The organism is Labrys sedimenti, assembly GCF_034424805.1.
Lineage (GTDB): Bacteria > Pseudomonadota > Alphaproteobacteria > Rhizobiales > Labraceae > Labrys > Labrys sedimenti.
On the sequence record NZ_JAXOUF010000007.1, the window covers coordinates 19,197 to 31,342 of the forward strand.

General features: G+C 61.9%; 6 protein-coding genes and 1 pseudogene. 3 read left to right on the top strand and 4 right to left on the bottom strand.

Going from position 1 to position 12,146, the window contains the following annotated elements; translation table 11 throughout:
- Window positions 1–5,484 carry an autotransporter domain-containing protein gene (locus tag U1R88_RS20405; RefSeq protein ID WP_322432889.1) on the bottom strand — a complete coding sequence of 1,828 codons (5,484 nt, stop codon included), beginning with the start codon at window positions 5,482–5,484 and terminating at the stop codon, window positions 1–3.
- Between the two features lie 259 nt (window positions 5,485–5,743).
- On the opposite strand from U1R88_RS20405, the gene U1R88_RS20410 reads away from it, so the two are divergent.
- The 3 genes from U1R88_RS20410 (at window position 5,744) to U1R88_RS20420 (ending at window position 10,096) form a co-directional block, all read left to right on the top strand.
- On the top strand, window positions 5,744–7,192 hold the full coding sequence (locus U1R88_RS20410; protein WP_322432890.1) for a sensor histidine kinase: 1,449 nt from the start codon (window positions 5,744–5,746) through the stop codon (window positions 7,190–7,192).
- Window positions 7,189–7,884, top strand: a complete 696-nt coding sequence (locus U1R88_RS20415; protein ID WP_322432891.1) for a response regulator transcription factor — start codon at window positions 7,189–7,191, stop codon at window positions 7,882–7,884. Before U1R88_RS20410 ends, U1R88_RS20415 begins: the two co-directional genes overlap by 4 nt.
- Before the next feature lie 541 nt (window positions 7,885–8,425).
- Window positions 8,426–10,096: an insecticidal delta-endotoxin Cry8Ea1 family protein gene (locus U1R88_RS20420; protein WP_322432892.1), complete on the top strand. Its 1,671-nt coding sequence runs from the start codon at window positions 8,426–8,428 to the stop codon at window positions 10,094–10,096.
- 68 nt (window positions 10,097–10,164) lie between these two features.
- Here U1R88_RS20420 and U1R88_RS20425 read toward each other — a convergent pair whose 3' ends face one another.
- The 3 genes and pseudogenes from U1R88_RS20425 to U1R88_RS20435 all read right to left on the bottom strand — a co-directional run bounded on the left by U1R88_RS20425 (window position 10,165) and on the right by U1R88_RS20435 (window position 11,685).
- A complete protein-coding gene (locus U1R88_RS20425; RefSeq protein ID WP_322432893.1) occupies window positions 10,165–10,839 on the bottom strand; it encodes a uracil-DNA glycosylase family protein in 675 nt (224 codons plus the stop codon).
- 68 nt (window positions 10,840–10,907) lie between these two features.
- Window positions 10,908–11,466, bottom strand: a pseudogene (locus U1R88_RS20430) (DUF488 domain-containing protein).
- Between the two features lie 9 nt (window positions 11,467–11,475).
- Window positions 11,476–11,685, bottom strand: coding sequence for a hypervirulence associated TUDOR domain-containing protein (locus tag U1R88_RS20435; protein ID WP_322432894.1), 210 nt, complete (start codon window positions 11,683–11,685; stop codon window positions 11,476–11,478).
- Window positions 11,686–12,146 lie beyond the last annotated feature (461 nt).

Sequence of the window (12,146 nt, forward strand, 5' to 3'; positions counted from 1 at the left end):
TCAGAACCTCACGCTCAGATTGGCCTTGAAACCATGCTGCTGGGCCGACGAGGCAAACTGGCCGTCATAGGAGAGGCCGAGGGAGGTATTGCGCGAGACGGCCATGTCGATGCCCGCGCTGACGACGGCGGCGTTCCTGGCGATCGGAACGCCGGCGACGGTGAAGGCGGCGCCACCCGCAAAGGCCTGGATCGAGAGCGGCTTGACGTCGCCATAGGCGTGGCGCCAGCCGAGCGAGCCCCGCACCGTGGTGGCGATGCCGAAAAGGTCGAAGCTCGTCGAGGCCCTCAGCCCGAGCGTGGTGAAGGCCGTGCTGGTCGTCTGGCTATCGGCGTGGAGCGCCGCCGCTCCGCCTCGTTCGGTGAAGCCGCCGGTGTCGAGGCTCACATAGGCCAGGTTGGCGAAAGGTTCGAAGGCGGCGATCGAGGTGTCGATGCGATAGCCCAGATCGCCGAACGCCTGGAAGGTGCCGGCCCGGACCTTGCTCTTCAGGCTCTCGCTGAACCCCGGGAACGAAACGGAGCGACCGATGTCCATGTCGTGCCAGGTGTAGGCAACACCGGTCCGCAAGCCCAGCGCCCCCCACTGGCTACCGCCATAGAGGCCGAGATGGTAGTTGTCGCTGTCGCCGGACGAGGCCCTGTCGCGGACCTTGAAGGTGGTTCGGCTGTAGCCGGCCAACACGCCGAAGCGCCAATTGTCGAAGGCCGGTGCGTCGGCGCCGACCAGGAAACCGCCCGTTGAGGTCTCGAGCTTGGCGGCATTGCCGTCACCACCGACATGGCCCCAGGCGCCAAAGCCCTGGCCCCAGACGGCGAGGCCCTGCGTGGTCGGCGCCACCAGCCGTGCCCCATCCTGGCCATAGGCCATGATCGGGGCCGAGGAAGCCCCGACAGTTCCGAAGGCGGCACGAATACGGTCGACAGAGGCGTCGCGGATGAAGCGGCTGTCCTCGATCAAAGCGGTCTTGGCGCTGGCGTGGATCTCGCCGGAGAGCTGGTCGAGTGCCCGCCGCGCGCTGTTCTCGTCCGGAAGGCCGGCAACCGCATCATAGACGGGATTGCCCACGCCGGTGCTCTCGAGGCCGTTGCCCGTCGCGCACTGGTTGCGGGTTACGGCGACATCGCAGAACGCCACTTCATTGCGCGCCGCATCGATATAGACATGGTTGGCGTCATAGGTCAGCGACAGGTCGACGAAGGGCATGTTCTGGTCGAAGGTATCGAAGGTACCGCTCACGCCACCGGCGGCGTCGATGATGGTCCAGCGGCTGCCGGGCGTATAGACGCCGCCAGCCTTGAGCGCGTAGACGGTGCCGCCGTTGATCGTGGCGATGCCGCTGACATCGACCAGATCGCTCTCGAGCCCCGGATTGATCTCGGCCCGATAGGTCGAGCCGGTGTCGAAGACCAGATTGCCATCGACCGTGAGCGTGCCGATGGAATTGCCGGGCGAGAGCGTCCCGCCGGAGGCGATCGTCACCGTCGAACCGGCGCCCGAACCGAGCGTGCCATGGCCGCCGAGCGTGCCGCCCTCCTGCACGTTGAACGAGCCGCCGAGCATGGCGCCGGCATGCGCGGCATCGGAACCGACGATCAGCGCGCCGGCGGTGATATCGGTCGTACCGGCAAAATCCGAACTGTCGCCGTCATAGAGCAGCGCGCCTGTTCCCGCCTTGACGAACCGCCCGGTTCCGGTGAGCACCCCGGCATAGGCGGCATTCGCCGTCTGGTCGAAGGTGAGGGATGTGCCCAAGCCGATGGCGGCATCGCCGCCGAAGCGCTCGGCGGCGGTCGAAAGTCCACCGTTCTGGATCGACCAGTCTAAGATAGAGCTTCCGGTCAAGGCAAGATTGCCGGCGCCCTGCTTGATCATGGTGCCCGCTGTGCCCGTCATGCCGCCGATATTGCCGGCGAAGCTGCCGTCCGCCGCCTGATCGAACACGACCGTTCCGGCATTGGCGATATTGCCCGAGATCGAACTCGCATTGCCGATCAGCGTGCCCTGCGCAACCCCGGTATTGCCATAGCTGTTGACGCCGGAGAGCTTCAGCGTTCCCGCCCCGGTCTTGATCAGGTCACCCAAGCCGGTAAGGGTCTGCGAAACCGTGAAGACATTGGCTCCGGCGGCGATGTCGAACCCGCCGCCCTTGTCGCCCCAGATGATGTTGCGCGTCGTGGACGTGAAGTCCGTTCCCGTCACCTGCAATGTGCCACCGTTGAAGGTCAGCGCGCCGGAAGCCGCGCCGAGATTGGCGTCCGACGAAACCGACAGCGTGCCCCCGAGCAGCCTGGTGCCACCCTGGTAGCTGTTGTTGCCTTCCAGGACGAGCGTACCGCCCTCGGTCTTGCTGATGCCGCCAGTGCCGCCGATCGTGGTCGCGATATGGGCCGTCGTGTTTGCCAGCACGCGGACTTCCGCATTGCCATCCGCCCTCTCCGAACCGTCCACCTGCAGCGTACCGGAGCCTTCCAGCCTGTAGCCATTGTCGACGAATTGCAGGCCCTTGAAGCTTTGCGTTCCCTCGACCGAGATCGTCCCGCCGCCAAATCCGCCCGGCTCGTTCTTGAATACCGCATGATTGCCGGCCCAGGTGACGGGAACGGTGCTGCCCTGGTTCAGCCATTGCGCGTTCGTCGCGTTCCAGGTGCCGTTGCCACCCTGCCAATGCTGCAGCGTGTCGTCGCCGCCCGCGGCAACAAACAAATCGACATTGCCGCCGCCGGCTTGGATTTCGTAGTCCCCTGCCACGGACGTCGTGCCGATCTCGAGGCCCTTGTCGGTAAGAGTGCCGCCATAGGTCATCAGCCGGTAATAGCCCACGCCCGCCGCGCCATCGGACGGATCACCACTTTGCGCGAGGTTCACCGTACCATCCAGCGTCAGATCGCCGGCGACATCGACATGGTCGCTCGTTCCCGGCGCGCCGGCCGAGGCACCTGGGCTGCCCAGTTCGAAGTCGAGGACGGAACCGGACGCCAGCGCCAGATTGCCGGCGACATGCAATCTCCCTACCGAATTGCCCGGCGCGATATGGCCGCCATCGGCGATGGTTGTGGTGATCCCTGCCGCTCCCACCGTGCCGCTGCCACCAAGCGTGCCGCCGGCGACGACATTGACCGTGCCGCCGAGCGCCCCATCCACGGAAAGCTTGCCGCCCGACACCGTGGTGATCCCGTCGAAGGTCGAGCTGTCGCCGGTCAGCCGCGTGGTTCCCGCCAGATGGTCGAGGCGATGCGTACCCGCACCAGTCCCCTGGGGTGCATTCTGCAGGCTGGCCGCGAAGGCGTAGTCCGTGCCGGTGTGGTTGAACACCAGCGTGCCCGCACCGTCGCCGAACTGGATGGAAGCGGCATCGATCACCCCGGCGGCGGCGGCAGCCTCGCCCGCCCTCGCGCCGATATTGATCGTGCCGGTGGAGCCGGCTGCCGCGGCAAGCCCCATGATGCCGCCGGTCCGTGCCGTGCCACCATCCGTCACGGTCAGCGTGCCGGTCCCGCCGATTCCCAAGAAGAGACCGGTGTCGCTATTCCAGAGCGAGCCAGTTCCGGTGACCGTCACAGCACCGCTGGACCCCGGCCCAAAGCCGACAATCGAACCCAGGGGGCCACCGGCAAGCACCTTCGCGCCGCCGGCGATGGCGAGCGTGCCGTCGCCCGCCATGCCGATCAGCAGCGAATTGTCGAGGGTCCATGACGAAGCCGGACCGGTGACCGTCACCTTCCCGGTCGACCCGACCGCCGCACCGATGACGCCCCCATTGCTGCTCACCACGCCGCCGGCGGCGATGTCCAGGGCGCCGACGCCGGTCGATCCGACGGTGAGGTCGCCGCCATTCGTCCAGCCTGCGCCGGCGCCGGCCACACGCACCGACGCCGTGCCGTCCGGTGCACCACCGGCATAGTCCACGCTGCCAACGCCTGATACCAGTGTGCCAGCGACGTCGAGCCGTCCTTCCGAGATGGTCGCGGGGCCGGGGCCGATGTCGGCATGGCCGGTCAGCGTCAACGTCCCGGTGCCCAGTTTGGTGAAGCCACCGGTGGAACCGGCATTCGTCGCGATCGTGCCGGCATAGGTGCCGTCGAAGTCCTGATCGAAGACAACGATACCGCCGCCACCACCCGAGGGATTTCCAAAACTGATATTGCCGCCAAAGGTGTCGGTGGTGCCGATCAGCGTTCCCTGCTCGATGCGCCAGTTCTGCGCCCCGATGCCGGTCAGGGTCACGGCATTGTCCCCGATCTTGGCAAAATCCGTGAAACCGACGAATTCGTCGCTCGCCCCGGCCGTTGCCGTGTCGACGAGCTTGGAAACGTCGAAGGCCGGCGTCGAGGACAGCGTCTCATAGTCCCCCAGCACCAGCGAACCCGTGCCTCCCGCCACCACGACATTGCCGATAAGGACCGAACCGTTGCGCAGGTAAAGCGTGTTGTCACCACCGGTGAAGGTGATCGCGTTGGCCCGGCCGCCGCCGGTGCCGCCAGCGATCGTACCGGCATTCATCACAATGATATTGGCACCCACGATGCCGGCGGCCCCAAAGCCTCCCGTTACGGTATTCGGCTGGAAACCGGGGGCACCGCCGCTGCCGATGCCGCCGATTGAACCGTTGCTTCCGCCGAAGCCGCCGCCGTCGCCGTCGCCACCCTGGATCGTTCCGCCGTTGATAACGCTGCCGCCTTCGAGCAGCCGGACACCCGCCCCGGCAGGCGCTGCCAGCCCACCCGCGCCTCCCGTGATCTCGCCCATATTGCTCACATCGGCAGCGCCGCCCGACACCACGCCGGCGCCGCCGCTAGCCAGAGCTCCCCCGGCACCGCCGGTGATGCCCGCGCCTGTCTGGACGGTCAGTTGACCGCCCGCATTCAGGATGACACCCGCACCACCGCCGCCGCCGGAGAAGGCGCCTTCGCCGAAAAGGTCACCACCGCCTTTGCCCCCGATGGCCTTGCCGCCCGAATCGAGAATGAGCGTGCCGGTGTTCTCCAGCACGATTCCAGCCCCGCCACCGCCGCCGGCTGAGCTCGAAGGAGGGGGAATATTGCCGCCATTGCCGCCGCGAACCGTCGCGCTGACATGAATGAAAGGAGTCGCCTCGAGGTTGCGCACGCCGTCACCGCCCGCCCCACCGCCGCCGACGCGGTCGGTGGATTGACCGCCGTCGCCGCCATTGCCGCCCCTGATGTCCGTCGAGATATCGCCGCTGACGATATTGCTGTAGCCGCCGCCTCCGCCGCCCCCCGATATCTCTCCCATATCGCCGTCGTGGCCATCTGGATCGGCCACCGTTCCAGCGGCCCCACCGGCCCCGGCATTCGCCCCGGTCCCGTCACTGCCTGCCTCACCCGCATTGCCGCCGGAGCCGCCACCCGGCCTGGCCTGACCGCCGGTCGCACCATGGAGGGCCTGCGCCTTGGCCGGCATCGACGCGACTGTGGGCAGCAAGGCTGCCGGCAGAGCCGTGGAGCACAATAGTGCCAGCATACGCGCGGTTCGGCGACGATGATGAACTGAAATGGCCGGCATGTTTCCCCCACATGATGCGCTCTACCGTTCAGGAACGGTCTCGCAATCATGCCAACCAGCATAAAATCACTTGGATGAAGCGCTCCACCGATCAATTCCGATCAATTCTTACCAATTCTTGCAAGTGGCATTCGCGCTTGCGTATATGAGCGACTTTTGCAAAGTGTTGGATGGCGAGAAGCCATGCGGCGGAGGGGCCTTATGCAGTTGCGGGGAGATGCTTGATCTCAAGACCCTTCTGGTCGTCACGATGGCCGTCGCAGCTTTACAGGCGGTGGCCTGGATATTTGTCTGGCGGGCGTGGCGCCATCTTTACGAACTGAAGTTCCTGGCGGCCGGCTTCATCGCCATTGCCGCGGGCGTCTTGTTGATGCTCCTGCGCGGACACGATCCTCCGCCCTGGGCCATCGTCCTGCACAACACGATCATCAAGCTCGGCCTGGTCCTGCTCGCCGAGGGGCTCGCCCGCTTTCTCGGGCAACCGCGCTATAGCTGGATCGGGATCTGTCTCCTGATCTCCCAGGTGGCGGCCTGGAGCATCTCGGTCGCCATCGATCCGACCGACCTGGAACCACGCATTCACGCCTCGACGTTCTTCACCGTCGTGATGATGTCCGTGATGTGCCTGGCGCTGCTGCGCGACCGCACGCAGCCGCCGCTCCTGCGCTGGATCACGATCGCCGTGCTTGTCGAATATATGTCGGCCAGCGTGCTCCAGAGCATCATCGAATTCCGCTTGCCGGCAGACTTCCAAAGCGCGCCGATCCTGGCCGACCGCAATGCCTGGTATTTGCTGCAAGGTACCCTGTTCCTGATCGCCTTCTTCGCATGCCTGCTCTTCATGGTCAGTTCGAGGCTTTCCGCCGACCTGCGCGAGAAGAATGCCGCCCTCTCGCGGGAAGTGGAGGAAAGGAAAAGCCTCGAATCCAGGCTGAATGCGAGCTTGGAAGCGGAGCGTTCCCTGCGTGAGGAACAGGCGGACTTTACCCGCGTGGTCAGCCACGAATTCCGTACGCCGCTCGCCATCATCCGGAACGCCGTCGACATGATCGGCCTCACCGGCAGCCAGTCCCAGCCGGCGACCCAGGAGCGGCTCTCAGGGATCCAGGAGGCACTCAATCGGCTGTTTTCTGTGATCAATCGCTTCATGGCCGAAGACCGGGAGAACAGCTTTCAGCCCGAATACATGGAAGTGCGCTCCCTGATCGCGGATGTGCGCCTACATTTCGACATGACGGCGCGCGGCGACCGCCTGCGCTTCACTGTCCAGGACCCGATCATCTCCATCTGCGCCGACCCGGATATGCTGGCGACCGTCCTCATCAACCTCATCGACAACGCGCTGAAATACTCGCCGGGCAACGAGCCGATCCACATCGTTGCGAGGGAGCAGCAAGGCACGGTGGTGATCGAGGTACGCGATCGCGGCATAGGCATTCCCCATGCCGAACTCGACAGGATCGGGCGCCGCTTCTTTCGGGCCTCCAATGCCAAGGCCATCACCGGAACCGGGCTCGGCCTGTATTCGGCCCGGCGGCTTCTGGCCTATCACGGCGGGACGCTGACCCTGGACGGCAACGACCGTGGGGGAACGACGGCCGTCGTGCGCGTGCCCCTGTCTCTTGCACAATCCGGCAAGGCCATGCCGCAGGAAATAACGGTATGACGCATATTTTGATTGTCGAAGACGAACCTCGGCTGCGCAAGGATCTGGCCGATTTCCTCAAACTGAGCGGCTTCACCACCACTGCAGCTGCGACGGCCGATGACATGCGCAAGGCGCTTGCCGGCGGCGAAGCGCCGGCGGTCGTCGTCCTCGACATCGGGCTGCCGGACGGCAACGGCTTCGAACTGGCCAGCGAGATCCGGCAAGCCCACTCATGCGGCATCATCATGCTGACCGCGCTCGGCGACAGCGACGATCGCATTCGAGGCTTCGACAGCGGGGCCGATATCTATCTCGTCAAGGACAGCACGTTGCGGGAAGTAGAAGCGGCGATCCGCAGCCTGTTGCGCCGCGCCGGCGGGCCGCCAACCACTGGACCGGGCAATGAAGACCGCTGGATTCTGGACAGCAAGGGTTGGCACCTGATTGCGCCCAATCAGCACGCGCTCAAGCTTACGGCCACCGAATTCGCCTTCATGAGCGTATTGTGCAAACGAAGCGGCGAAGTGTGCCAGCGCGAGGACCTGGTCGAGATCCTGATGCGCCCCCGCTCCAACTTCGACAATCGCCATCTCGACGCGGTCGTCAGCCGACTGCGCCGCAAAGTCGAACAGCATTTAAAGGTGCCCGCCCCGATCAGGGTCGTCTACGGGGTGGGCTATACGTTCACCGCAAATGCCGCCATGGAATGAACCTCGCGCAGGCACGGTCGCGGCGGAGACCGCGGCATCATCGTTTCGAGCCCTGCGCAGGCCGCTGCCCGTGTCGTCTTCTCGGACACGATTCACGTCTTGCCGGTGCTTGCCGACAGGCGATCCTTGCCTCTCAGCCGCAGGCACCTTTCGAGCAAGATATCCCGCGCCAAGCGAGAACGAATACTAAGAATCGATCACTTTTCTACACAGTGATATTTAAAAATGACATAAGAACATTAGAATTCGTCAGAATTCATGAGAATTGATCTGTTGACGCAAATCTTAACATGCCGTCTAATTTTCCCTCTGAATACCAAATAACCATCTTCATCAATTGAGTATATTGAAATAAAAAATACAAAACTAAAGTAGGTATTTATTTTGAAAAAGTATTATAATAAATTTTATCTTTATTAGTATCGCATAGATATTAGCGCTCTTAAGAACCCATCGCAAAAACAGTCGCCGAACATAAAGCAGGGATCGGTGAGACCATCATGGCCGCTCGAGATCTTGGCCGCAACGCGGAGAATGAACAATGACGGACGGTTGCTGGGTTCAGTTCTGGGATGATGACGGGTGCAAAGGGGCAACCTTGCGATTCGATGCCGAGGGCAGCGTCCTGGCAGTCGGAAACCTCGACGACCACACCCAGTCCGATGGCAGCAAGGAAGGCAATGAGCCGGACTCGCTGGAAACGGGCTCGCGCACCTGGCTCATCGTCTACAAGGATGCCGCTTATGGCGGAAAAAACGTAGGGTTCGGCCCCAATTCGCGGATCGACGACCTTGATGACTATGGCATGGGCGGGAATATCAGCAGCTTCAGGCTCTATGACTATCGGCCGCCCCTGTTCGTTGACGCTGGAAAAGGAGCCCCGACGGCAATCGAGAGCGACGGTTACGTCAACGCCGAAACGGTTAACGGCTTCTTTCGTACCGTCGTAGCGTCCGCCGTCACGCTCATTCCAGGCGTGGGCTCCGCCCTTTCCACATTCGTCAAAGGGCTTTGGCCGGATTCAGGCAACAAGGATCAGACCTGGGCATCGTATCAGAATTACCTCAACCAGGCCGTTGCCGGCGTCTACTGGCAGATGACTTATGAATCCCTGAATGATGCCTTGGAATCCTTGTATATCTCTGCAAGAAATTACGTTAATACATCGGAAGCAGACCCGTCATTCAAATCCGAAAACTTCATCAACCTGTATAGTCTAGTCAATACATACGAACCATTTTTTATCGACGACACGGTTCCGGAAAAAAGATTTTCGTTTCTGGTCCCATTTGCAACGCTTCGGTTGTTGACGCTGCGAGAAAATCTGCAAAATTTCTCCTATTACTACGGAACCTCGCCTTCCGAGAAAACACAATTGTCTCTAAAACAGGAAATACAGAATTCGATCGAGCATTACCGGGAATTGCTTAATTCGGCGCGCGATCAAATTATAGAACGGCGGGGCAATATGATCGTCACGGTAGATAATAACCTGGTTGATCTCTACAATGGCTATCGGAGTATTACGACGCCGGATTACGATGTGGAGAAGACTTACAGGAAGACCGTGGAAAACCAACTCGCTCTGGCTCTCGATATCCACAATGCCATCGGGCAACTTTGGAATTATTGCGATCCCGACGTCACCATTCCCGATCCCATTCCCCCGCCAACCCTGGAATACGCTACCGGCCCGTTTGGCCTATATCAGCAATGGCGATATCCGGATTATCAGGAGTTCGACCAGGAGGCGACGAATGGCCAGATCTCGCGGGTCGAGATGTGGGCACGGCCCGACATGGTTGCCGGCTTCGAACTTTATATAAACGGCATTGGACAAGGCCGAGTTGGCGGAGAAGGTGAAGAGCATGTGGTCCTGGCATTGGCCGGGGGTGAGCAAATTGATCAAGCCAATGGTTTCGTCGACAGCTCCGGCCAGTACCCCTTCATCAAGGCCTTGGGCTTCACCACGAATGCGGGACATTCCGTTCAGGCCGGCGGCTATGGCGATCCCAATCGCGGCCACACCTATATCGACGTCAAGCCGTTGAACGGAAGCGTCGATACGCGCTTGATCGGGCTGTCCGGAGAACAACGGGAAGGCGACAATCTCAAGGTCATTACTTTTCATTGGCAGTGCGAGCTTGCGTTCGATCCACCAGCCGACAGCTTTGCCAAACTCGCAATGGCCGATGCCGTTTCTCCAGGGTAGCAGCCGATTGCATCGTGCATCCATGGCAGGCGGGGTACGAGACCGCGCTGACCGGCAGGTCAGCGCCATCATCGCAGAAGAACATCCCGTACGTCCGCCTGCAACACCGGCAACACATCGGTTTCGAACCACGGGTTCTGGCTCAGCCATTTGTTGTTGTGCCAGGACGGATGGGGCAATGGAAACTTACGCATCCGGGGATCGCTCTGATAGACGTCCCGCCACCGTTTGACGGTCTCGTTGACGCCCCAGCGTCCGGCTTCCGGCCCGAGATGCCAGCGCTGGGCATAGGAACCAATGACCAGTAGGAGCCTCACCTTCGGCATTTGGGAAAACAGCCTGGAGCGCCAGAGTTCCGCGCACTCCCGGCGAGGCGGCAGATCACTGCCGTTCGGAGCCAGCCCCGGAAAGCAAAATCCCATCGGCAGAATGGCAAACTTCGCCGGATCGTAGAAGCTGGCTTCATCAATTCCGAGCCACCTTCTCAAACGCACCCCGGATGGGTCGTCGAAGGGACGCCCGCTCTGATGCACCCTGGTTCCCGGCGCCTGGCCAGCTATGCAGATACGCGCATCTTCCGATATCTGAACGACCGGCCTTGGCTCATGAGCCAGCGGCACGCCGTACCGGGGGTCATCGCGGCAAATGCGGCAGACGCGGATGCTGCTGACCAGCGCCTCGAATGGGGAGGTCTGTTCGCTCGCTTTTGAAACGCCGGGCTCGAGGGTAGCCGCTGATTTCATTGAATGGTCTGTACTCATTGTGCTGCCGCGTAACGTCGTTGACCGGCGAAGGACATGCCGGCCGGCTTTCATGGGTGCTCCGGGCCCGGGCAATCGTGACGTGCGGGATAGATGATCCTCGCATCGGCTTCGATGATGGCACCCGTCGTGAGGTGCGCACGCTCGAGGCGTCCTTCGCCCATGATGTGAAAAACCGTCTCTCCCTCGGCGATCAGATAGTCCGCCACGATGCGGCGGTGACATCGCCACCACACCGCTTCCGAACACATGATTGCCGAGCGCTTCTTGTGCCCCTCGCTGCGCAGACGCTCCAAGCCTTCGCGGAATTCCCTTGAAAGTGCATAGTCTGCGTAATTGTGAAAGCTCTCATTTGCCCAAAAGCCATTGAGATCGCGGGATAGCGTTCCGAACTTGCCGCGAAGGCCACCAAGCGCGGCGATGTAATCATATGAAATCTGGAAAACCGAAAGGGGGCCGGGCAGGCGATCCTGATTGTATTGCGGGTTGGCTCTCCATCGGGATTTTCCTGATATCGACGAGCAGTTCGACCTGGGCCTGACGCAGAAGGTCGACAAACTCGTCGATGCGCCGGTTGGAATGGCCGATGGTAAAAAAGGGCAGCGTCACGCGCCGACTTCACGCATAGTCGAGGGCAGCGCCCTTGTGAGCGGCGATGTGGTCCGTCTTGTCGCTCTTGATTTCATATTGGGGATCGCCTTCCGTCGCGCGGTGCGTGTGCCCATTATAGTCGAAATCACGCGTATGGATCGCGATAATCGTTCCCGATACGCGGCCTGCTTCGGAATTCCATGTCACGTGATCGCCGATTTCAAATCGTTTCGTCATCCTGCCAACTCCTCGTCCCTCGGAAGCCACCTCACACGCGCGTAATTCCACTCCTGCCCATGAGCTGAATGGACGCCCAAGACAGTCTCGCCTGCTTGGGCGGCTTGGCGGCGAAGTCAAACTGATCCCGGCCATCGTTCCTGCGGTCGTTCCCCACCGAGCGAGGTCAGGCCATAGCCCAGCTGACAGCGGTCGACGGCAGGCCGGCTAAATCACGCTCCACGACCACAAGAAGCCTCACTCCCTGCCCTTACGAAACAACATTTAACATAACAAAACTTCTGATCAGCAAGAAGCCGGCCTAGCGTGTCCCTGCTTCTGCTGCCCCCAGCGGAAGCCAAATCGACCGAGCCCCCCGCAACGCTTGGTCAACCAGGCCCGGTCGCCCCACCCAAACCTCAGCGACCGGGCCACCTGTCGCTGGACCATCCGATTACCGGAATACCTCAAGCTGGCCCTGC

Bases quoted from the DNA above. Each gene is read 5' to 3' on its own strand.
- U1R88_RS20405 (WP_322432889.1), bottom strand. From the start codon at position 5,484: ATGCTGGCACTATTGTGCTCCACGGCTCTGCCGGCAGCCTTGCTGCCC.
- U1R88_RS20410 (WP_322432890.1), top strand. From the start codon at position 5,744: ATGCTTGATCTCAAGACCCTTCTGGTCGTCACGATGGCCGTCGCAGCT.
- U1R88_RS20415 (WP_322432891.1), top strand. From the start codon at position 7,189: ATGACGCATATTTTGATTGTCGAAGACGAACCTCGGCTGCGCAAGGAT.
- U1R88_RS20420 (WP_322432892.1), top strand. From the start codon at position 8,426: ATGACGGACGGTTGCTGGGTTCAGTTCTGGGATGATGACGGGTGCAAA.
- U1R88_RS20425 (WP_322432893.1), bottom strand. From the start codon at position 10,839: ATGAAATCAGCGGCTACCCTCGAGCCCGGCGTTTCAAAAGCGAGCGAA.
- U1R88_RS20435 (WP_322432894.1), bottom strand. From the start codon at position 11,685: ATGACGAAACGATTTGAAATCGGCGATCACGTGACATGGAATTCCGAA.